At 69.2% G+C, this 20,583-nt stretch carries 20 protein-coding genes; 11 read left to right on the top strand and 9 right to left on the bottom strand.

Annotated features, from left to right (window positions below):
• The first annotated feature begins 330 nt into the window (after positions 1 to 330).
• Positions 331 to 960 carry an NAD(P)H-binding protein gene (locus Q3A80_RS23615; protein ID WP_446331286.1) on the top strand — a complete coding sequence of 210 codons (630 nt, stop codon included), beginning with the start codon at positions 331 to 333 and terminating at the stop codon, positions 958 to 960.
• 69 nt (positions 961 to 1,029) lie between these two features.
• On the opposite strand, the gene Q3A80_RS23620 is transcribed toward Q3A80_RS23615, so the two are convergent.
• On the bottom strand, positions 1,030 to 1,947 hold the full coding sequence (locus tag Q3A80_RS23620; protein ID WP_446331287.1) for a LysR family transcriptional regulator: 918 nt from the start codon (positions 1,945 to 1,947) through the stop codon (positions 1,030 to 1,032).
• A gap of 135 nt (positions 1,948 to 2,082) precedes the next feature.
• Here Q3A80_RS23620 and speB point away from each other — a divergent pair, with 135 nt between their 5' ends.
• The 4 genes from speB (at position 2,083) to Q3A80_RS23640 (ending at position 6,796) form a co-directional block, all read left to right on the top strand.
• Entirely contained in the window at positions 2,083 to 3,033 is a 951-nt protein-coding gene (gene speB / locus Q3A80_RS23625) for an agmatinase (protein WP_446331288.1), read from the top strand.
• Between the two features lie 108 nt (positions 3,034 to 3,141).
• Entirely contained in the window at positions 3,142 to 3,825 is a 684-nt protein-coding gene (locus Q3A80_RS23630; protein ID WP_446331289.1) for an SOS response-associated peptidase family protein, read from the top strand.
• 304 nt (positions 3,826 to 4,129) lie between these two features.
• Positions 4,130 to 5,560, top strand: coding sequence for a purine-cytosine permease family protein (locus Q3A80_RS23635; RefSeq protein ID WP_446331290.1), 1,431 nt, complete (start codon positions 4,130 to 4,132; stop codon positions 5,558 to 5,560).
• Positions 5,561 to 5,725: 165 nt separating this feature from the next.
• Positions 5,726 to 6,796 (top strand): porin, encoded by a 1,071-nt coding sequence (locus Q3A80_RS23640; protein WP_446331291.1) that lies wholly within the window; start codon positions 5,726 to 5,728, stop codon positions 6,794 to 6,796.
• A gap of 113 nt (positions 6,797 to 6,909) precedes the next feature.
• Here Q3A80_RS23640 and Q3A80_RS23645 read toward each other — a convergent pair whose 3' ends face one another.
• A complete protein-coding gene (locus tag Q3A80_RS23645) occupies positions 6,910 to 7,866 on the bottom strand; it encodes a LysR family transcriptional regulator (protein ID WP_446331292.1) in 957 nt (318 codons plus the stop codon).
• A 182-nt stretch (positions 7,867 to 8,048) separates the two neighbouring features.
• On the opposite strand from Q3A80_RS23645, the gene Q3A80_RS23650 reads away from it, so the two are divergent.
• From Q3A80_RS23650 to Q3A80_RS23660, 3 genes are read left to right on the top strand one after another with little or no spacing between them, the layout of a single operon-like run.
• Positions 8,049 to 9,359 (top strand): MFS transporter, encoded by a 1,311-nt coding sequence (locus Q3A80_RS23650; RefSeq protein WP_446331293.1) that lies wholly within the window; start codon positions 8,049 to 8,051, stop codon positions 9,357 to 9,359.
• 32 nt (positions 9,360 to 9,391) lie between these two features.
• Positions 9,392 to 10,675, top strand: coding sequence for a Zn-dependent hydrolase (locus Q3A80_RS23655; RefSeq protein WP_446331294.1), 1,284 nt, complete (start codon positions 9,392 to 9,394; stop codon positions 10,673 to 10,675).
• Positions 10,676 to 10,700: 25 nt separating this feature from the next.
• Positions 10,701 to 11,723 carry a histone deacetylase family protein gene (locus tag Q3A80_RS23660; protein ID WP_446331295.1) on the top strand — a complete coding sequence of 341 codons (1,023 nt, stop codon included), beginning with the start codon at positions 10,701 to 10,703 and terminating at the stop codon, positions 11,721 to 11,723.
• Between the two features lie 140 nt (positions 11,724 to 11,863).
• On the opposite strand, the gene Q3A80_RS23665 is transcribed toward Q3A80_RS23660, so the two are convergent.
• The 3 genes from Q3A80_RS23665 to Q3A80_RS23675 form a co-directional block, all read right to left on the bottom strand.
• Positions 11,864 to 13,069: an MFS transporter gene (locus tag Q3A80_RS23665; protein ID WP_446331296.1), complete on the bottom strand. Its 1,206-nt coding sequence runs from the start codon at positions 13,067 to 13,069 to the stop codon at positions 11,864 to 11,866.
• A 102-nt stretch (positions 13,070 to 13,171) separates the two neighbouring features.
• Positions 13,172 to 13,510 carry a hypothetical protein gene (locus tag Q3A80_RS23670; protein ID WP_446331297.1) on the bottom strand — a complete coding sequence of 113 codons (339 nt, stop codon included), beginning with the start codon at positions 13,508 to 13,510 and terminating at the stop codon, positions 13,172 to 13,174.
• Between the two features lie 283 nt (positions 13,511 to 13,793).
• Entirely contained in the window at positions 13,794 to 14,705 is a 912-nt protein-coding gene (locus Q3A80_RS23675; RefSeq protein ID WP_446331298.1) for a LysR family transcriptional regulator, read from the bottom strand.
• Between the two features lie 165 nt (positions 14,706 to 14,870).
• Between Q3A80_RS23675 and Q3A80_RS23680 the strand changes: the two genes are divergently transcribed.
• Positions 14,871 to 15,791 (top strand): pyridoxal-phosphate dependent enzyme, encoded by a 921-nt coding sequence (locus tag Q3A80_RS23680; protein ID WP_446331299.1) that lies wholly within the window; start codon positions 14,871 to 14,873, stop codon positions 15,789 to 15,791.
• A 355-nt stretch (positions 15,792 to 16,146) separates the two neighbouring features.
• Here the strand turns inward: Q3A80_RS23680 and Q3A80_RS23685 are convergent, their stop codons facing one another.
• Both Q3A80_RS23685 and Q3A80_RS23690 read right to left on the bottom strand, forming a co-directional pair.
• A complete protein-coding gene (locus Q3A80_RS23685) occupies positions 16,147 to 17,304 on the bottom strand; it encodes a DUF2242 domain-containing protein (RefSeq protein WP_446331300.1) in 1,158 nt (385 codons plus the stop codon).
• A gap of 147 nt (positions 17,305 to 17,451) precedes the next feature.
• Positions 17,452 to 18,345 (bottom strand): LysR family transcriptional regulator, encoded by an 894-nt coding sequence (locus Q3A80_RS23690; protein ID WP_446331301.1) that lies wholly within the window; start codon positions 18,343 to 18,345, stop codon positions 17,452 to 17,454.
• Between the two features lie 109 nt (positions 18,346 to 18,454).
• Here Q3A80_RS23690 and Q3A80_RS23695 point away from each other — a divergent pair, with 109 nt between their 5' ends.
• On the top strand, positions 18,455 to 19,210 hold the full coding sequence (locus Q3A80_RS23695; protein WP_446331302.1) for a TerC family protein: 756 nt from the start codon (positions 18,455 to 18,457) through the stop codon (positions 19,208 to 19,210).
• 58 nt (positions 19,211 to 19,268) lie between these two features.
• The gene (locus Q3A80_RS23700) at positions 19,269 to 19,571 is read left to right on the top strand and encodes a TFIIB-type zinc ribbon-containing protein (protein ID WP_446331303.1); all 303 of its coding nucleotides are present in this window, start codon (positions 19,269 to 19,271) and stop codon (positions 19,569 to 19,571) included.
• A 132-nt stretch (positions 19,572 to 19,703) separates the two neighbouring features.
• On the opposite strand, the gene Q3A80_RS23705 is transcribed toward Q3A80_RS23700, so the two are convergent.
• Entirely contained in the window at positions 19,704 to 20,117 is a 414-nt protein-coding gene (locus Q3A80_RS23705; protein WP_446331304.1) for an Hsp20/alpha crystallin family protein, read from the bottom strand.
• A 16-nt stretch (positions 20,118 to 20,133) separates the two neighbouring features.
• The gene (locus tag Q3A80_RS23710; protein WP_446331305.1) at positions 20,134 to 20,574 is read right to left on the bottom strand and encodes an Hsp20/alpha crystallin family protein; all 441 of its coding nucleotides are present in this window, start codon (positions 20,572 to 20,574) and stop codon (positions 20,134 to 20,136) included.
• Positions 20,575 to 20,583 lie beyond the last annotated feature (9 nt).

Raw genomic sequence — 20,583 nt, forward strand, 5'->3', positions numbered from 1 at the left:
CCGCATCGTCGTCGGCAACCGATCGGATCGCATCGCCGCGTCGGCATGTTGCCCGCACCGTCGGCTGCCACTCAGGCCCTCGTTCATGCAAGGAGTCGATACGCGTGCGCGCGCCGGCATGCGCACCCGGCTCGCGCGCGGCGAAGTCGGCCGTTGACCGTCGCGAGCGAACCGTTCATCGTGTCGGTATTCGGTGCGATGCGATGCGATGCGATGCGACGCGCACAGGCGCACGGGCCGGTTCGCCGCGGCGCGGCATTGCGAGTGCCCGGATGCGCGTGGTTGTCGCGCGCGGCTCGTCTACACAGGACCCACACGGAACCACCTGACATGAAACTGTTGCTCGTCGGCGCGACCGGACTCGTCGGGCGCCACGTCCTCGAGCTCGCGCTGGCCGATGCGCGGGTGGACCAGGTCATCGTGCTCGCGCGCCGGCCGTTGTCGCCGCATCCGAAGATGCGCGCGCTGGAAGTCGACTTCGAGCGCTTGCCCGAATCGGCCGACTGGTGGCACGCCGACGCGGTGATCTGCACGCTCGGCACCACGATGCGGGTCGCGGGCTCGCGGCCCGCATTTCGCCGCGTCGACCACGACTATCCGCTCGCGGTCGCGCGTCTCGCTCACCGGTCCGGCACGCCGACCTACGTGCTGAATTCCGCGCTCGGCGCGGATCCCGACTCGCGCATCTTCTACAACCGCGTGAAGGGCGAGGTCGAGCGTGCGCTCGCAGGCATCGGGTTCGCGTCGCTGACCTGCGTGCGTCCGGGGCTGATCGGCGGCAGCCGCGACGAATTCCGGTTCGGCGAACGGATGCTGGTGCTTGCGCTGAGCGCCGCCGGGCCGCTGTTGCCGCGCAGGTGGCGCGTGAATCCGGCGCCGCGCATTGCCGGCGCGCTGGTCGATGCCGCGCTCGAGGCGCGCCCGGGCGTGCATGTCGTCGGATCGGAGCGCCTCGCGTGAACCGCGACGTGCAGCGCGCCGGCGGCACGGCTGACCGGCTCCGATGAACGAACGGACGCAACGCGCCGGCTAGTTGCGCACGCAACCGTCGAGCGCCGGGAACTGTTCGGCGAGCGCAGCGCAGAACGCGTGCAGCACTTCGCCGCCGTCGCTGTTGCGCGGCGTCGCGAGCTGGAATCCGACCGTGTGGCTCAGCTTGCTCGCGAGCAGCCTGCGCATCTTGCCGGCCGCGACCCACGGCGCCGCGACATGGTCGGGCAGGAAGCCGACGTGTGCGCCGGACAGGATGAAGATCACGTCGGCGTCGACGTTTTCCGAGAACGCGGTGGGCTGCACATTGCGCAGCGTCGAGCCTGCGGTGTGGGTCTTGTAGAGCCGCGCGACGTTGCTCGCCCGTGAGACGTCGTTCATCGACACGGTCTTTTTCGCGGCGAGCGGATGCCGCGCGCCGCAATAGAGCGACTGCTGCTCGACGAACAGCGGCGCATGGTTCAGCCCGGCCTGATGCCCCGAGAAATAACCGACCGCGAGCTGCAGTTCGCCTTTCAGCAGCCTGCGCTCCAGTTCGTCGGGCGCGACCGCGAGCATTTCGATCAGCACGTCGGGCGCCTGCGCGCGAAAGCGCCCGACGGACGCCGCGATCGATTCGACGACGTCCGGCGCGAGCCGCTCGGACAAGCCGATGCGCAGTTCGCCGAGCAGCGTGCCCGACACGTGCTGCGTATCGCGCGTAAACGCGTCCATCGCCTGCAGCAGGCGCCGCGTCGACTGCAGCACGCGCTCGCCCTTCGGCGTGAGCCGGAAGCCGCTTTTGCCGCGCTCGCACAGCCTGAAGCCGATGCGCGTCTCGAGCTTGGCCATCTGCGTGCTGATCGTCGACGGCGCCATCCCGAGCGTGCCTTGCGCGGCGCTGAAGCCGCCGCTCTCGACGATCGTGACGAAGAGCCGCAGCAGCTGCACATCCATGTCTCTCAAGCGAGTCAGCATGACGATACGTCGCGTTTCGTGAAGTCGGCTTATGTTAGTTCATATGTTTCGTCGGATGGCGGTACGTCAGAATCGGGCACGAGGTCGCGGCGGCGCGACCGTATTCCCGTGTTCCCGACCGACAGGAATCCGACGATGAGCCAGAACGATTTCGCGTTCACGCGCGACAGCCTTTACGGCACGCAGGCCGAGCCGAGCTTCGCCGGCGCGACGAGCTTCATGCGCCGGCGCTTCAGCCGCGATCTCGACGGCGTCGATCTCGCGATCACCGGCGTGCCGTTCGATGCGGCCGCGTCGCATCGGCCCGGCACGCGCTTCGGCCCGCGAGGATTGCGCATCGCGTCGACCGGCATCGCGTGGGAGCGCCCGTGGCCGTGGGCATTCGATCCGTTCGACGTGCTGGCCGCGGTCGACTACGGCGACTGCGCGTTCGATCTCGGCCAGCCCGAATCGGTGCCGGGCGCGATCGAGCGGCATGCGGATGCGATCCTCGCGCGCGGCTGCGCGATGCTGACGCTCGGCGGCGATCACTTCATCACGTATCCGCTGCTGAAGGCGCATGCGAAGGTGCACGGCCCGCTGTCGCTCGTGCACTTCGATGCGCACACCGATACGTGGCCCGATCGCGACGTGAAGCGCATCGATCACGGCACGATGTTCTATCACGCCGCGCGGGAAGGGTGGGTCGTGCCCGAACGCTCCGCGCAGATCGGCATCCGCACGACCAACGACGCGCCGATGGGCTTCGAGATCCAGGACGCGCGCAGCGTGCATGCGTCGACGCCCGCGGCGGTGGCCGCGCGGATTCGCGAACGCGTCGGCGACCATCCGGTGTACCTGACGTTCGACATCGACTGTCTCGATCCGGCGTTCGCGCCGGGCACCGGCACGCCGGTCGCGGGCGGCCTGTCGAGCCATCAGGCGCTCGAGATCCTGCGTCATCTGGACGGCATCAATCTGGTCGGGATGGACGTCGTCGAAGTGTCGCCGCCGTACGATCACGCGGAAATCACGTCGCTGGCCGGCGCGACGATCGCGCTGGAACTCATCTGCCTCCATGCATCGCGCCGGCGCGGCGCACGATGACGAACAGGTCGCCGTAAGACTGTTTCGTCATACCAGCCGATAGCGGGAACGCGGCGTGCATGTGACCTACGATGAGAACATCGTGTCCATCGTCTGCGGAGCCCCAGCGTGTGCACCCATTACCGCGCGCCCGATGAAGACCCGGGCATCAGCGAGTTGAGAATCGGCATCGGCGACCTGTATCGCCGCGATCCCTGGGCGCCCGACGTGTATCCCGACTACGCGGCGCCCATCGCGCGCGCCGACGGCGACGGTCTCGCGGTCGTCAGCGCGGTGTTCGGCTTCTGGCCGAAGTTCATGCAGCCCGAGCGTGTCGACGAGCATGGCCGCAAGCGCAGGAAGCTCGATACGATGAATGCGCGTGCGGAAACGGTCGGTTCGTCGCGGCTTTACGGCGACGCGTGGCGCAACGGCCAGCGCTGCCTGATTCCGGTGCGCTGGATCGTCGAGCCGTGCTACGAGACGGGCCGCAACGTGTGGCACCGGATCGGCGCCGCCGGCTGGCAGCCATGCTGCGTCGCCGGCATCTGGCGGCGTTACGAGACGGCCGACGGCCGCGAGCGGATCGGCATGGCGATGCTCACCGTCAATGCCGACGATCATCCGGTGTTCGCGCGCATGCACCGGCCCGGCGACCAGAAGCGCGGCGTCGTGATCCTGCGCCGCGACGACCACGACGAATGGCTGCACGCGCGCGACGCCGAAGCCGCGCGCCGCATGCTGAACCTCCTTCCGGCCGACGACACGGTCGCCGCCCCCGAGCCCGCGCCTGCGCCGCGCACCGGCGCCTGATCTTTCACGCTTCCCGCGCGCAAGCGACGGCCCGACCCGTCGCACGCGCCCGGTTTTTCGGACGGTTTCGAAAATCGCCGGATACCGGGTAATCACCGATATCACGCAAGTTGTATATACAAGATCATCCGCTGGCAATGTCGGCACACGTCGTGCCGGTTGCGCGCCAGCGTGCAGACCGTGCGTGCGTGGCGCATGCCGGCGATCCCCGGCGCACTGCATCCGGCGAGCCGAAAGGGCGGCTCGGCACGTTTCCCGTTTCGTCCCAACCATTTGCGATCCTCAGTATCTTGGAGATTTACCCGTGTCAACGAATCCCAGTGGAAAAGCCGGCGGTCTGATCGAGGTACGCTCGATCGATTTCATTCCCGACGCCGAACGCCACGGCGGCCTGCTGAGCCAGTTCACGCTGTGGCTGTCGGCGAACATGCAGATCACGGCCATCGTCACGGGGGCGCTGGCGGTCGTGCTCGGCGGCGACGTGTTCTGGTCGCTGATCGCGCTGCTGCTCGGCCAGCTCGTCGGCGGCGCGGTGATGGCGCTGCACGGCGCGCAGGGGCCGCAGCTCGGATTGCCGCAGATGATCTCGAGCCGCGTGCAGTTCGGCGTGTACGGCGCCATGATCCCGATCGTGCTCGTGTGCCTGATGTACATCGGCTTTTCCGCGAGCGGCTCGGTGCTCGCCGGGCAGGCGGTCGCGCAGCTGCTGCACGTCGACGACGCGGCCGGCATCCTGCTGTTCGCGGCCGTGATCGTCGTGCTGACGGTGTTCGGCTATCGCGCGATCCACTTCGTCGGCCGGATCGCGAGCGTGGTCGGCATCGTCGCGTTCGTCTACATGTTCGCGCAGCTGTTCGCGAACCACGACGTCGGCGCGCTGCTCGCGAACAAGCACTTCTCGCTCGCGAGCTTCCTGCTGTCGATGTCGCTGTCCGCGTCGTGGCAGATCGCGTTTGGCCCGTACGTCGCCGACTATTCGCGCTACCTGCCGCGCTCGACGTCGTCGGTCGCCACGTTTCTCGCGGTCGGCCTCGGCTCGGTGCTCGGCGCGCAGGCGGCGATGGTGTTCGGCGTGTTCGCGGCCGCGCTCGCCGGCAGCCAGTTCGCGCACCACGAGGTGTCGTATATCGTCGGCCTCGGCTCGACCGGCGCGGTGGCGGCGCTGCTGTACTTCAGCATCGCGTTCGGCAAGGTGACGGTGACCGCGCTCAACGCATACGGCAGCTTCATGTCGATGGCGACGATCGTCAGCGGCTTTCGCGGCAAGCACGCGGTGTCGTCGAAGAGCCGGCTCGTCTACATCTTCGGGATGATCTGCGTGTCGACGCTGATCGCACTTGCCGGCCGCCATTCGTTCCTCAAGGAATTCACCGCGTTCATCCTGTTCCTGCTCGCGTTCTTCACGCCGTGGAGCGCGATCAACCTGGTCGACTACTACTGCTTCACGCGCTCGCGCTACGACGTGCCGGCGCTGTCCGATCCCGATGGCCGCTATGGCCGCTGGAACGTGATGGCGATCACGATCTACGTCGTCGGCATCCTCGTGCAGTTGCCGTTCATGTCGACGCACATCTACACGGGCCCGCTCGTCGACGCGCTCGGCGGCACCGACATCTCGTGGATCCTCGGGCTCGCCGTGCCGGCCGTGCTGTATTACATCGGCGCGCGCGCATCGCGGCGCAGCATCCCCGAACGCCTGATCCTGCCGCTCGAACGCGGCGAGGTCCAGCACTGACGCATCGCGTCTTCCGCCGGGCCGGCAAACAGCCGGCCCGAGCGGCCCCGCAGCGCCACCCGGCGCTGCCGCCAGCAGTACCTGCACGTCACCTTCGTTATCCGCGATGCCGGCATGGCAGACCATCATGCCCGGCATCGTTTCATTCTCCTTCGATCGAATAGCATGACTAAACAAATGACTGCGCGCGGCAATCGCACCCGTGCGCGACTGGCGCATGCCGGTATTCAGCTGGCCGTTGCGGCCGCATGTATCGGCGGCTCGGGGGCCGCGTTCGCGCAGGACGGCGTCACGCTGTACGGCGTGATCGACGAATTCGCGCAATACGTGAACACCGGCAACGGCTATACCGCGGCGATCGGCTCGGGCGGCCAGTGGGGCAGCCGCTTCGGGTTGAAGGGCGGCGAGGACATCGGCGGCGGCCAGAAGATCGAGTTCGCGCTCGAGAACGGCTTCAACCCGAACGACGGATCGCTCGCCAGTGCCGGCAGCATGTTCAACCGGCAGGCGTGGGTCGGCATCGCGGGGCAGTGGGGCAAGGTGCGCGCGGGCCGCCAGAATTCGCCGCTGTTCAACGACCAGGGCGGGCAGGACGCGTTCGGCGGTGTCACGCAGGCGTCCGGCATGGACAACCTGACCGTGTTCGCGTTCCGCACCAGCAATACGCTGTCGTACCAGAGCCCGGAGATTGCCGGGTTCCAGGCCGGGCTGTACTTCGGCTTCGGCGACGCCGGCGGCGTGCGCTCCGCGGGCTCCAGCCAGCAGTTCGACGTGACTTACGAGCACGGGCCGTTCGCGGCATTCGTCGCCGGGCAGTGGCTGAAGAACCGGACGGCGAGCACGACCGATCGCACGATCATGGCCGGCGCGTCGTACGCGATCGGCAAGGCAACCGTGTACGGCGGCTTCTCCGCGGTGAAGTGGCGCGATATCGGGATCGATTCGCGCGTGTACGGGCTGTCGGTCAAGTACCAGCTCAACCCGGCGAACTACGTCGCGCTCGGCTACGCGTACCTGCACGACCAGACGTCGCAGGGCGACAACGCGGACCAGGTCGGACTGATGTACGAATACGACCTGTCGAAGCGCACGAGCTTCTACGGCGCGCTGTCGTACCTGCGCAACCGCAGCCAGGCCGGCTACACGCTCGCCGGCGCGGCGAACCCGGGCCTGCCGCTCGCGTATCCGGGCGCGAATGCGCGCGGCGTGCAGCTCGGCATCGTGCATCGCTTCTGACGATGCACCAAGGCGCCCGGCCCTGCGGGCCGGCGCCTGTTTCCTTCCTTTCCCAGCTGCGCGACTGAGCGACTGAGCAACTGAGCCGCTGCGCGCGCTCGCGATCTGCGCGCTTACATCCCGAGCCGTTCCGCGAGCGAATGCCGCTGCATGCAGCGCTCCATCGCGTCGAGAAACGCCTGTTCGGCCGCGTTCATCTTGCGGTCGCGATGCCACAGCAGGAACACGTCGACGTCGACGAGGCCTTCGTCGGGCGGCAGCCGCCACAGCCGTTGCTGCGCGAGGTCGTCGCGCACGATATGTTCCGGCAGGCAGCCGATCCCGTAACCGGCGAAGATCAGCCGCCGCACTTCCTCGAGGCTCGGCGACGACGCGACGATGCGGCCGGTGAAACCCTTCTGGTCGCGGAACACGGTGAGCGGCGACAGGCTGTCGCCGATCTGGTCGCTCGTGAACGACACGAAGTTCTCCGCGAGCAGATCGTCCATCCGCAATTGCGTCTGCCCGAACAGCCGGTGATGGCGGCCGCAGTAGATCGCGTAGCGCTGCCGCAGGAAGCAGCGCATCTGCAGCTTGTCGTGCGGCGTGCGGCACAGGCCGAGCCCGGCGGTGGCCGTCTTCTGCAGCAGCGACGACAGGATGTCGGACGAGCGCATCACTTCGATCTGCAGATCGATGCGCGGATACGCACGATGAAAGTCGGCGAGGAATTCGTCGTAGACGGGCGACTCGATGCGGCTGACCGTCAGCAGCCGGATCGACCCGGTGAGGTCGGCCGTACTGTCGTCGAGCTCCGTTTCGAGCCGCGACACGCCGCCATAGATGTCGCTCGCGATCCGGTACACGGCTTCGCCCGCCGGCGTCGGCGCGAAGTGCGCGCCGCGCCGCTCGATCAGCTTGCGCTCCAGTGTGTCCTCCAGACGGCGTAATGCCTGGCTGACGGCCGGCTGCGTCACATGCAGCCGCGCGGCAGCACGGCTCACGCTGCGCTCCTGCATGATCACCAGGTAGGTGCGCAGCAGGTTCCAGTCGAGGCGGTCGTTCAGGAAGGGGGCGAGATCGGTGCGCATCGGGTCTCCGGGCCAGCCAGGATAGGCATTAGTCGAATTTATATCTCGAATAATAACTTGAAATTTGACTAATGATGAGCGGTCGCCGATAAAGGAGGGGTGCCGCACCGTGCGGCGCGAGGCCGCGACAGATGGCCGTCACCACGATATTGCGCGTGCCGCCGCACGCGCCAGGAGCCAGCATGACCGAGTCCCTTCCTTCCGCCCGCCAGCCGGCGCGTGCCGCGACGGCCGCATTCATCGGCACGATGATCGAGTGGTACGACTTCTACATCTACGCGACCGCCGCCGCGCTCGTGTTCGGCGAACTCTATTTCCCGTCGCATGACCGCTTCGTCAGCACGATGGCGTCGTTCGCGACGTTCGCGGTCGGCTTCTTCGCGCGCCCGCTCGGCGGCATCGTGTTCGGCCACCTCGGCGACCGCATCGGCCGCAAGAAGGCGCTGATGACCACGCTGATGATGATGGGCGTCGCCACCGTATGCGTCGGGCTGCTGCCCGACTATTCGAAGGTCGGCATGCTCGCGCCGGTGCTGCTGATCGTGCTGCGCATCGTGCAGGGGATCGCGGTCGGCGGCGAATGGGGTGGCGCGGTGCTGATGGCGGGCGAACACGCGCCGCAGGGCCGCCGCACGTTCTTCGCATCGTTCGCGCAACTCGGCAGCCCGGCCGGGCTGATCCTGTCGCTGATCGCGTTCCGCGCGGTCACGTCGATGGACAAGGCCGACTTCCTCGCATGGGGCTGGCGTCTGCCGTTTCTCGCGAGTTCGGTGCTGCTCGTCGTCGGCATCCTGATCCGGCTCGGCGTGAACGAGTCGCCGGAATTCGCGCGCGTGAAGGAAGCGAACCGCACCGTGAAGCTGCCGGTCGCCGAAGTGTTCCGCTCCGCGTCGGGACTCGTGCTGCTCTGCATCGGCGCGAACACGATCGGGATCGCGGGCGTCTACTTCACCAACACGTTCATGATCTCGTACACGACGCAGTACGTCGGCGTGTCGCGCTCGCTGATCCTCGACAGCCTGTTCGCAGTGGCGATCATCCAGTTCATCGCGCAACCGATCGCCGCGTGGATCGCCGAGCGCATCGGCGGCGCGCGTTTCCTGAAGATCGCCGCACTGCTCGCGATGCTGTCGCCGTATCCGATGTTCATGCTCGTGCAGGGCGGTACGTCGGCGTCGCTCATCGCCGGCATCGCGCTCGCGGTCGTGTGCATGGCCGGCTTCTATTCGGTGATCGCGGGCTTCGTCAGCGGCGTGTTTCCCGCGCACGTGCGCTATTCGGCGATCTCGCTCGCGTACCAGATCTGCGGCGCACTGGCGGGCGGCCTCACGCCGCTCGTCGGCACCTGGCTCGCGCATCGCTTCGCCGGACAGTGGTGGCCGCTTGCCGTGTTCTACACCGGTCTCGCCGGCCTGTCGCTGCTCTGCATCGTCGCGCTCGACGCGCGCCGCGCGGCCCAGCCGGCCGCCGCCGAAGCGCTCGGCTCGCATTGACACCCTCTACGCATGAATCGATCGGAGTTCGAATGAAAGACCTGTTGCAAATCGACGGCGCCCGCCTGTGGCAGAGCCTGGCGGACATGGCGCGCATCGGCGCGACGCCGCGCGGCGGCGTGCGGCGCCTCGCGCTCACCGACGACGACCGGCGCGGGCGCGACCTGTTCGCGCAGTGGTGCCGCGACGCGGGCATGGCGGTGAGCGTCGACGCGGTCGGCAACCTGTTCGCGCGGCGCGACGGCACCGATGCGCTGGCCGCGCCGGTGCTGATCGGCAGCCATCTCGACACGCAGCCGGAAGGCGGCCGCTTCGACGGCGTCTATGGCGTGCTCGCCGCGCTCGAGATCGTGCGCACGCTGAACGATGCGGGCATCGCGACCGGCAAGCCGCTCGAGATCGTATCGTGGACCAACGAAGAGGGTGCGCGCTTCGCGCCGGCGATGCTCGGCTCCGCAGTGTTCACGGGAGCACTGTCGCTCGACCACGCGCTCGCGACGCAGGACGCCGACGGCATCACGCTCGGCGCCGCGCTCGATGCATGCGGTTATCGCGGCACGCGCGCGCCGGGCGGCGCGGTCGACGCGTATTTCGAAGCGCATATCGAACAGGGGCCCGTGCTCGAGGCGAACGGCACGACGATCGGCGTCGTCACGGGCGGGCAGGCGATCCACTGGCTCGACGTGCGCGTGACGGGCGTGGCCGCACATGCGGGCACGACGCCGATGCCGTATCGCAAGGATGCATTTTTCGCGAGCGCGCAGATGGCGCTCGAGCTGGAACGGATCGTCGCCGGCTACGCGCCGCGCGGGCTCGCGACGATCGGGCAGGTCGGGATCCGCAACGCGTCGCGCAACACGATCGCCGGCGACGTGACGTTCACCGTCGACCTGCGCCATCACGACGATGCGCAAGTCGATGCGATGGAGCGCGCGCTGCGCGACGCGTGCGCGCGCGTCGCGGCCGCACGCGGCGTGCAGGTATCGATCGACACCTGCTGGCGCAGCCCCGCGACGCCGTTCGACGCTGCTTGCGTCGAGCTCGTCGCACAGGCCGCCGATGTATTCGGTTACGCGAACGAGCGGATCGTCAGCGGTGCCGGTCACGACGCGATCCTGCTCGCGCGCCGCGTGCCGACCGCGATGGTGTTCATCCCGTGCGTCGACGGGCTGTCGCACAACGAGGCAGAGGACGCGCTACCCGACGACGTGACGTGCGGCACGAACGTGCTGCTCAACGCGGTGCTCGCGCGTGCAGGTGTCGCAGCGCGCACGGTCGCGGCGACTGCAGCGGCGACTGCAGCACACGATGCATGACGCGGCAAACCGACGAGAACGAACGATGAAAACCTATTTCCACCCCGAACAGTTGCTGCACCATCCGCGCACCTACCTGTCGCGCGGTAAGATGCGCGAGCCGCAGGAAGTGCCCGAGCGCGCGGCGCGGCTGGTCGCGGCCGTACGTGCGCTCGACTTCGACGTGCGCGAACCGGCCGACCGCGGCACCGCGCCTATCGTTGCCGTGCACGACATGAACTACCTGCGCTTCCTGGAAGAAGCGCACCGCGACTGGAAGCGGATGCCCGACGACTGGGGCGACGAAGTGATGTCGAACGTGTTCGTGCGCGACCCGAATCCGCTGCGCGGCGTGCTCGCGAAGGCCGCGCGCTATCTCGCGGACGGCAGCTGCCCGGTCGGCGCGAACACGTGGCGCGCCGCGTACTGGTCCGCGCAGAGCGCGCTCGCGGCCGCGGCGGACGTGAACGACGGCGCGCGCGACGCATACGCGCTGTGCCGGCCGCCCGGCCATCACGCGCGGCGCGATGCGGCCGGCGGCTTCTGCTATCTGAACAATGCGGCGATCGCCGCGCAGGCATTGCTCGGCCGCCATCGCCGCGTCGCGATCCTCGACACCGACATGCATCACGGGCAGGGCGTGCAGGAGATCTTCTACGGCCGCGACGACGTGCTGTACGTATCGATTCATGGCGACCCGACCAATTTCTATCCGGTCGTCGCCGGTTACGAGGATGAGACCGGCGCGGGCGCCGGCGCCGGCTACAACCTGAACCTGCCGATGCCGCACGGCGCGTCCGAGTCGGCGTTCTTCGAGCGGCTCGACGACGCGCTGCGCGCGCTCGCGCGGTTCCAGCCCGATGCGCTCGTGCTCGCGCTCGGCTTCGACATCTACAAGGACGATCCGCAGTCGCAGGTGGCCGTCACGACCGACGGGTTCGGGCGGCTCGGCGGCGCGCTCGGCGCGCTCGGCTTGCCGACGGTGATCGTGCAGGAGGGCGGTTACCACCTCGAGAGCCTCGATGCGAACGCGCGCGCGTTCTTCGGCGGGTTCGCCGCCGTGCGCTGATCTGCCGGTCCGTCGATCCGTCATCCGTCGAAGCAACGGCGGCGCTGCGCGACACGCCGACGAAAACGCCCGCGACGGGATGCCGACGCGGGCGTTTTCGATTGCGGTGCCGCGCATCGGCACCAACCGGATGGCCGCGCTTACGAGCTCGCGGCCACCGGCGCGCGGCGGCGCTGCATGATCTGCAGCGCGACCAGCGCAAGCCCGGCCGCGGCGATCAGCCCGCCGACGAGCGGCACCGCCGCGTAGCCGAAGCCGGCCGAGATCGCGGCGCCGCCGGCAGCGGCACCGACCGCATTGCCGAGGTTGAACGCGCCGATGTTGACGGCCGACGCGAGGCCCGGCGCTTCGTGCGCGGCGCGCATCACGCGCATCTGCAGCGGCGGGACCACCGCGAACGTCGCGACGCCCCAGACCAGCAGCGTGATCGCGGCCCCGGCGTGCGTGCGGGCGAGTAGCGGGAATGCGGCCATCGTCACGATCAGCAGCACGAGGAAGCCGATCAGCGTGCCGTCGAGCGAGCGGTCGGCGAGGCGGCCGCCGGCGATGTTGCCGATCGAGAAGCCGACGCCGATCAGCACGAGCATCGCGGTCACGAAACCGGGCGTTGCGCCGGTCACGTGTTCGAGCGTCGGCGCCACATACGTGTACAGCGTGAACATCGCGCCGGCGCCGAGCACCGTGGTCGCGAGCGCGCCGAGCACGACGGGGCGCGTCAGCACCGCCAGTTCGGCGCGCAGGTTCGGCATCTTGCCGGGCTCGCCCTTCGGCAGCGCGGCGAACAGGCCGGCGATCGCGATCACGCCGAGCGTCGCGGTCGCCGCGAACGACATGCGCCAGCCGATCATCTGGCCGAGCCACGTCGCGGCCGGCACGCCGCCGACGTTCGCGATCGTGAGCCCCATGAACATCGTCGCCACCGCGCTCGCCTGCCTGTCGCGCGGCACGAGGCTGGCCGCGACCACCGACCCGAGGCCGAAGAATGCGCCGTGGTTGAGGCTCGTGACGAGCCGGGCGAGCAGCAGCGTCGTGTAGTCGGGCGCGACGGCCGACAGCAGGTTGCCGATCGTGAAGATCGACATCAGCGCGATCAGCGCCGAGCGGCGCGACCAGCGCGCGAGCAGCAGCGTCATCAGCGGTGCGCCGGCCATCACGCCGATCGCGTACGCGCTGATCAGCATGCCGGCCTGCGGAATCGACACGTGCACGCCGTCGGCGATCACCGGCAACAGGCCCATCGGCGAGAACTCGGTCGTGCCGATGCCGAATGCGCCGGCGGCGAGCGCCAGCAGCGGCAGTGTGGCGCTGCCGCCCGGACGGGAAGGAGAAGAAGTCGTGGTGTTCACGCGATGCGCTCCTGTAAGCATGAGGCAACGGCATCGAGCCGTTGCGGACAGCGTGAAGTGTGCCCGCATTACTTTTGCGGAAAAAGCCGCATGCGGACGAAATTATCTTGATTTCATGTCAACAATGCGCGGTGGGTCGGCATGCGTGCGCTGCCTCGGGCGACGGGTTCGGCGACGTGGCGGCGGCCCGCCGGCCGCGCGGGGCGGGATGATAGCGGCGTCCGCGTGCCGAAGCACGGCCCGGTTTCGCGCCGCGCCCGGCCGACCCGGCTTGCGGCGCAGCGCGAGCAGCGCGAGCAGCGCGAGCGGCACGAGCGGCACGAGCGGCACGAGCGGCACGAGCGGCACGAGCGGCACGAGCGGCACGAGCGGCACGACGGCGGCGCGCGCGCGAAAAAAAGCCCCGGTCACAGGGGGACCGTGACCGGGGCGGAAAGGCATCCTCTCTTTGGCACGAGGGTGTGGATGCGCGCGCAGTATATTTCGCGGCATGGCAATTCGAACTGGCGTTAAACGGCCGTTTTTGGTGCCAATTTAAAAATACCGGCGCGACGGCGTCGGCGCGCATCGCCTGCAAAGGCCTTTCGTCCGTGCGAGCGGATGTTTCGGACGGGATGACGGCGAAACCGGCCGTGCGGCGATGCGCCCGGAAGGCGAACGGCCGGGCGGCCGGCCGGTGACGCGGTTCGCGTTGCCCGATCGGGCAAGCGCACCAGGCGGCCGATCAGTCCGCGCGGCCGGCCGCGCCGCGCACGGCATCGAGAAACCGCGCGACGACGGGCGACGCCGGCGCCGCCGCACCGTCGAACACGAATTCGATGTCGAAGCGGCTCGCGAGCTCGTCGAGCGCGATGAGCCGCACCGTGCGCGGGCACGTCGGCGACGCGCTTTCGGGGATGAACGCGCAGCCCATGCCAGCCGCGACGAGCCCGATCAGCGTCGGGATGTCGCTGCCGACCTGCGCGATACGCGGCGTGAAGCCGGCCCGCTCGCACTGCGTCATCAGGAAGCGGTGGTGCGCGGCGGAGCGCTGCGCGTCGAACCAGACGAACGGTTCGTGCGCGACGTCGGCGAGCGTGCGCGGCGCGTGAAAGCGGCCGCCCGGCGGTGCGGGCATCGCGAGCACGAAGCGGTCGCTCAACAGCCGAACGCCGGACAGATGCGGCGCCTCGTCGCGGCGCCACGCCATGATGCCGCCATCGAGCTGGCCGCGCGTCAGCGCCGCCGCCTGTTCGGCCGACAGCATCGGCGCGATCGACAGTTTCACGTCCGGACACGCATCGCGAAATGCCTTCAGCACGTTCGCGACGACCGGCAGCGGCAGACAGTTCGGCAGCGCGCCGAGCCGCAATTCGCCGAGCTGGCCGGCCGCGCAGCGCAGCGCGCGTTCGCGGCTGTCCTGCAACGCGGCGAGCAGCCCGGTCGCATCCTGCAGGAAGCTCGCGCCGGCCGCCGTCAGCGCGACGCCCGTCGCGCGGCGGATCAGCAGCGGCGTGCCGATCGCGTCCTCCAGCTCGCGGATCTGGCGCGACAGCGCGGGCTGCACGATGCCGGCCGCGCGAGCGCCGGCCATCACGCTGCCGGCTTGCGCGACCGCGACGAAGTAACGCAGGTGACGCAGTTCGATCTGGCGCATGCGATGTCGATCCCGGTATTGATGCGATGGATATGCCGAGAAAGCATAGCAAACGCCATTCGATGGTATTGGAAAGCATGGCCGGCGTGCCGTACGATGGTCGCCGTTGCCGGGCCTGTTCGCAGGCCGCGTGCGTTCCGTCCGTCCCCACCCGTGTCCCGCGCCATGCCGCTTCATATCCAGACTCCGTATCTCCGTTCGCAGATCGCGTCGCGCCGTCTTGGCGCGAACATCCGGCTGAAGCTCGACGCGCTGCAGCCGTCCGGTTCGTTCAAATTGCGCGGCATCGGCGCGGCGTGCGAAGCGCGCCATGCGGCTGGTGCGCGCCGGTTCGTGTCGTCGTCGGGCGGCAATGCGGGCATCGCGGTCGCGTATTGCGGCCGCGAGCTCGGCGTGCCGGTGCTCGTCGTCGTGCCGGAAAGCGCGTCGGCCCGCGCGCGCGAGCTGATTCGCGTCGAGGGCGCCGAGGTCGTCGTGCACGGCGCGAGCTGGGCCGAGGCGAACGCGTTCGCGTTGGCCGCCGTCGGCGCGGACGATGCATTCGTGCACCCGTTCGACGACCCGGTGCTGTGGCAAGGACACGCGACGATGGTCGACGAGATGGCGGCGACCGGCCCCAAGCCCGACGCGATCGTGCTCGCGGTCGGCGGCGGCGGGCTGCTGTGCGGCGTGCTCGAAGGGCTCGAGCGCAACGGCTGGCACGACGTGCCGGTCGTCGCGGTCGAGACCGAAGGTGCCGACAGCTACGCGCGCTCGATCGCGCAGGGCCACGCGATCGAATTGCCGGCGATTACCAGCATCGCGACGTCGCTCGGCGCGAAGCGGCCGTGCGACGCGGCGCTCGACTGGGCGACGCGGCATGCGATCCATCCGGTCGTCGTGTCCGATGCGCAGGCGGTGGCTGCATCGCTGCGGTTTCTGGACGAACACCGGATCCTCGTCGAGCCTGCGTGCGGCGCCGCGCTGGCCGCGCTCGAACAGCCGGTGCCGGTGCTCGCCTCGGCGTCCGATATCGCGGTGATCGTATGCGGCGGCGTGACGGCGACGGTCGAGCAGCTGCAGACGCTGAACGCGACGTTGCGGTAGCGCGGCAACGCGCGCGACGCGGAGCGCGGGTGGCGGCGATCGACTGCGGAGTCGGTGTCCGGCGATGTCGTGGAACGATGACCTGAGTCGGGACGGCCGGGTGTCGGCAGAGCGCCGGAACGGCGCGCGGTAGGCAGCGAAATCGGGAATCGGCGCTGTCCGCGGGCGCGGCGCGTTGCCCCAGAGTGCTTGTTACTTCAAGGTGAACGCATGCAGCCGATGGCGGGAGGTGCGGCCCGGCTCGCGGGAGAGCGACTGGGGCGGGAACGGGATACATTGCGCGCCGCACGCGCCGCACGCGCCGAGCGCAACGAACCCCACGAGCGCCGAGCGGGACGGAACGGCGTTCGGGCAGTCAGTTCGTGCCCGGCGCGCTTGCTCCAGCCGGCGCAGACGACGCGACGGGATCGGCGGCCGCAGGCGCGGAAGCCTTGTCCGCCGGCGCAGGAGCCGGCGCAGCGCTCGAAGGCGCCGCGGGCACGGATGCGGCACGCGCAGGCGAGGGGACGGCAGATGCGGGCGCCGCGACGGCGGGCGCCGATGCGGCCGGCGCCGAAGCACCGGCTGATGCCGAAGCAGCGACCGATGCGGAAGCCGCCGCCGGGGCGGTAGCGGGTGCGGAACCGGGCGCCGAAGCAGGAGCCGGCATCGAAGCGGGCGTGGGAATCGAAGCCGAAGCCGGCGCCGGACCCGAAGCAGGCGCAGAACCCGCGCCAGGCGCGGCCGGCGGCACGACACCGCGCATCGTCCCCGGCGCGACCACGGCGGACGCCGGGGCCGGCGCGGCCGGCACGACCGGCGTGCCTGCAGCCGGCGCGACGCTCGGCACCGCAAGCGGCACCGGCGCGGCGGGCGGCGTCGGCACGACCGGCGTCGTCATCTTCATCGGCTCGCCCTGCGGCGTCGGCGCCGGTTCGGGCAGCGGCGCGACGTGCTCCTTCTCCGCGGCCTTCACGGTCGCGCGATCGCGGCGGGCCGGATCGATCTTCAGGAAATGCTCGACGAGATTGAAGAAGCGCTCGTAGAACACGCCGGCGGGAATCGTCTCGCTCGCGGTCTTCACCAGCGCGTCGTCGCTCGACCCGATCGGCAGCGACAGCGAGCCGAACACGCTGAGCCCGACGCTCGCCGACGTGTTCGACTTCTTCAGCGTGTAGCGGTCCTGCACCGCGTTCACGTACGCGATGCTCGACGCGCCGTCGGCGGTCGCATCCGCGCACACGACGTGAAACTCGATCACGACGTGCATGTCGTTGCTCGGCTGGAAATTCTTGCTGCCGTCGACCGCATCGTTGCGCGACGACGACACCACATAGCCCTGGCTCAGCAGCGCGCGGCGCGCGGCCTCGCAGGCCGCGTCGGATTTCGAGTGGAACGTGTGCGCATACGGGCTGCTCGTCGCGTCGAACTGTTCCTGCTGGTAGATCGGCTTGGGCGGCGACGAGCACGCCGCCAGCACGGTCGCGGCCGCGAGCGCGCACGAAACGGAAAACAGGCGAAATCGGTTGTGCATGGCGTCTTTCAGAAGGCTCGGCGAGATACCGCGCGGCGGGGCGGGGGCAACGCAGGGCGGCCGCGCAACGGCGGTGCCTGTGCGATCCGCGCGGCAATCTCGTATGGCCGGGGCGTCATTATAGTTTCGTTTGATGTCGCGCTCGCTTCAGCCGCCCGGCGCCGGGTGCGCGGCGGCCAGCAAGCGCGACACGAGCGGATGGTGTTCGCCGCGCCGCGACCGGATCGCATGGATCTCCTCGGTCACGTCGCCGGCCCGGCCGAGCCGGCGCAGCCCGCGCAGCAGCGACGCGTCGTTCGCGCCGAGTTCGCTGAGCGGAAACACGCCGAGGCCGCGCGCCGCGAACACGGCCATCAGCGCGCTGTCCTCGAATTCGCCGGCCACGCGCGGCACGATCCGCTCGCGTTCCAGCCATCGATCCAGCCGGGCGCGCAATGCCGAATGGGCGGTCGGCAGCAGCACCGGCAATTCGGCGAGGCAATGCGGAAAGCGCTGCCGCGCGGCCGGCGTGACGAGCGATGCGGGGCCATACCAGTCGACCGGCGACGCGACGAGCCGCTCGCTCGTCACGCGCAGGTTCGACCCCGACGGCGCGCCCTGGCCGGCCAGCACGAGGTCGAGGTGATGCAGGGCCAGTTCGGCGAGCAGCGCATCGTGTTCGCCCTCGTGGCACAACAACCGCAGCGTGGGCGTGTCGAGCACCGGCGCGAGGATCGCATGCGCGGCGAGCTTCGAGATCCCGTCCGCGAGGCCGACGGCGACGCGCACCGTCGGCTGGCTCGCCGCCGCGCGTACTTCGTCCGGAATCAGCCGACCCATCTCGAAGATGGCCTCCGCGCGCGCATACGCGGCCTGCCCGGCATCGGTCATCGCGACGCCGCGCCCGGCCGGGCGCAGCAGCTGGTGGCCCAGCGACTTCTCCAGCTCGCGCACCTGCGCGCTGATCGTCTGCACGGCCATGTCGAGCCGCTCGGCCGCGCGCGCGAAGCCGCCTTCCTTCACGACGACCCAGAAATAGTACAGATGTCGGAAATTAAGCATCGGATCGATACTTCGTAAAAACCGAACCAAAGATCAGATTGTCTCTGATTTTTGCGAAGTCATGGGGCGCCTATCATCGGGCTTTCCACATTCGAATCGGCCCTTTTCAATGGACTACCTGCTGACGCTTGCCGCCGACCCCGCCGTCTGGGCCGCGCTGCTCACGCTCGTCGTGATGGAAGTCGTGCTCGGCATCGACAACCTGATCTTCATTTCGATCCTCAGCAACAAGCTGCCCGACGCGCAGCGCGCCCGCACGCAGCGCCTGGGCATCGGGCTCGCGCTCGTGATGCGCCTCGCGCTGCTCGGCAGCGTCGCGTGGATCGCAAGCCTGACCGAACCGGTGTTCACGCTGTTCGATCGCGCATTCTCGTGGCGCGACATGATCCTGCTGTCGGGCGGCCTGTTCCTCGTGTGGAAGGCGACCACCGAGATCCATCACCACGTGTCGCACGACGGCGACGGCGCGGGTGCGGCCGGCGGTGCGGCCGGCCTGACGGTGTGGGCCGCGATCGGCCAGATCGTGATGCTCGACATCGTGTTCTCGATCGACAGCATCGTGACGGCGATCGGCATGACCGAGCACATCCCGATCATGTTCGTCGCGGTGATCGTCGCGGTCAGCGTGATGCTGTTCGCCGCGCAGCCGCTCGCACGCTTCATCGACCGCAACCCGACCGTCGTGATGCTCGCGCTGTCGTTCCTCGTCGTGATCGGCATGACGCTGATCGCCGAAGGTTTCGGTTCGCACGTGCCGAAGGGCTATATCTACGCGGCGATGGCGTTCTCGGCGTTCGTCGAGGGCATGAACATGCTGGCGCGGCGCGCGAAGGCGAAGCGCGCGGCGCGGGCCGAAGGCCGCTGACCAGGCGGGCGGGGAAGGCCCGCCCTCGATCCGGATTCTCAACGAAAGGAGAAGCGCGATGAAATGTCCCGTGTGCAAGACGCCCGACCTGCTGATGGCCGAGCGCCAGTCGATCGAGATCGACTACTGTCCGACGTGCCGCGGCGTATGGCTCGATCGCGGCGAACTCGACAAGCTGATCGCGCGCGAAACCGGCGAGATGCCGGCGCGCCGCGACGAACCGCCGGTGCGCCACGATACGCACGCGCCGCGCGGGCGCGACGACGGCTGGGGGCGCGATGGCCGGTCGCACGACGATCGTTACCGGCGCGACGGCCAGCGTCGCAAGAAGTCGGCGTTCGACCTGTTCGATTTCGATTGAACGGCGAACACGGCGAACGCAACGGCGCGCCGGCGCACATGCAGCGCACCGCAAGTCGAAAAAAGCCCCGCGAGGCACGCTGCCTCGCGGAGCTTTCGTCATGCGCGGCGCGCGACGAACACGCGCGGGCGCTTACGCGTTGCCGGCCGTCACGTCGATGCGGCGCGCGCGCGTCTCCGCGCGGCGCGGAATCGTCAGCGTGAGCACGCCGTCGCGCAGGCTCGCATCGATGCGCGACGTGTCGAGATCGGGACTCAGCACGAACGTGCGAACGTAGCGCGGCGCGCGCACTTCCGCGTGGCGCACGCGCAGATCGGCCGGCGTGTCGATGCGCGTGTCGGCTTCGATCGTCAGCGTGTTGTCGTGCACCTTCACGTCGAGGTTCTCGCGCGGCACGCCGGGCAGGTCGGCGCGCAGCGTCACGCGCTGCCTGTCCTCGACGATGTCGACGGCCGGCGCGATCGTGTGCCGGCGTGCAGGGTCCGCAGCCGCGGCCGGGAAGGCGGCACCGTTCTGGCGTTCGGTCAGGGTATGGGGCGTATTCATGTCGTTCTCCTGAAGATTACTGAACGGTGATCGCGCGCGGCTTCGATGCCTCGCGCCGGTCGACGCGAATCAGCAGGCAGCCGTTTTCGTAACGTGCGGTGACGTTGTCGGCGTCCGCGTTCTGCGGCAGCTCGACCACGCGGCGGAACGCGCCGTGAAAGCGCTCCTGCGCATAGGTGCGCACGTCGTCGCCGGCATCGTGCGGCACCGGCTTGCGCTCGCCGCTGATCGTCAGCAGGTCCTTGTCGATCGACACGTCGAAGTCGGCCGCGGCCATGCCGGGAGCGAAGGCGACGATCTCGATCGCGTCGTCGGTCGCGCCGACGTTCAATGCAGGGAACGCGCTCGGCCGCACCGCGCGGATGCCGGGCGGCAGCTCGCCGAACAGGCTCGCCATCTGCCGCTGCACGCGGGCGAATTCGTCGAACAGGTCCTGGCCGAAATGGATACCGCTCATGAAGTTTCT

The organism is Burkholderia sp. SR8, from assembly GCF_052851275.1.

Bases quoted from the DNA above. Each gene is read 5' to 3' on its own strand.
- Q3A80_RS23615 (WP_446331286.1), top strand. From the start codon at position 331: ATGAAACTGTTGCTCGTCGGCGCGACCGGACTCGTCGGGCGCCACGTC.
- Q3A80_RS23620 (WP_446331287.1), bottom strand. From the start codon at position 1,947: ATGCTGACTCGCTTGAGAGACATGGATGTGCAGCTGCTGCGGCTCTTC.
- speB (WP_446331288.1), top strand. From the start codon at position 2,083: ATGAGCCAGAACGATTTCGCGTTCACGCGCGACAGCCTTTACGGCACG.
- Q3A80_RS23640 (WP_446331291.1), top strand. From the start codon at position 5,726: ATGACTAAACAAATGACTGCGCGCGGCAATCGCACCCGTGCGCGACTG.
- Q3A80_RS23645 (WP_446331292.1), bottom strand. From the start codon at position 7,866: ATGCGCACCGATCTCGCCCCCTTCCTGAACGACCGCCTCGACTGGAAC.
- Q3A80_RS23650 (WP_446331293.1), top strand. From the start codon at position 8,049: ATGACCGAGTCCCTTCCTTCCGCCCGCCAGCCGGCGCGTGCCGCGACG.
- Q3A80_RS23655 (WP_446331294.1), top strand. From the start codon at position 9,392: ATGAAAGACCTGTTGCAAATCGACGGCGCCCGCCTGTGGCAGAGCCTG.
- Q3A80_RS23660 (WP_446331295.1), top strand. From the start codon at position 10,701: ATGAAAACCTATTTCCACCCCGAACAGTTGCTGCACCATCCGCGCACC.
- Q3A80_RS23670 (WP_446331297.1), bottom strand. From the start codon at position 13,510: ATGCCTTTCCGCCCCGGTCACGGTCCCCCTGTGACCGGGGCTTTTTTT.
- Q3A80_RS23675 (WP_446331298.1), bottom strand. From the start codon at position 14,705: ATGCGCCAGATCGAACTGCGTCACCTGCGTTACTTCGTCGCGGTCGCG.
- Q3A80_RS23680 (WP_446331299.1), top strand. From the start codon at position 14,871: ATGCCGCTTCATATCCAGACTCCGTATCTCCGTTCGCAGATCGCGTCG.
- Q3A80_RS23685 (WP_446331300.1), bottom strand. From the start codon at position 17,304: ATGCACAACCGATTTCGCCTGTTTTCCGTTTCGTGCGCGCTCGCGGCC.
- Q3A80_RS23690 (WP_446331301.1), bottom strand. From the start codon at position 18,345: ATGCTTAATTTCCGACATCTGTACTATTTCTGGGTCGTCGTGAAGGAA.
- Q3A80_RS23695 (WP_446331302.1), top strand. From the start codon at position 18,455: ATGGACTACCTGCTGACGCTTGCCGCCGACCCCGCCGTCTGGGCCGCG.
- Q3A80_RS23700 (WP_446331303.1), top strand. From the start codon at position 19,269: ATGAAATGTCCCGTGTGCAAGACGCCCGACCTGCTGATGGCCGAGCGC.
- Q3A80_RS23705 (WP_446331304.1), bottom strand. From the start codon at position 20,117: ATGAATACGCCCCATACCCTGACCGAACGCCAGAACGGTGCCGCCTTC.
- Q3A80_RS23710 (WP_446331305.1), bottom strand. From the start codon at position 20,574: ATGAGCGGTATCCATTTCGGCCAGGACCTGTTCGACGAATTCGCCCGC.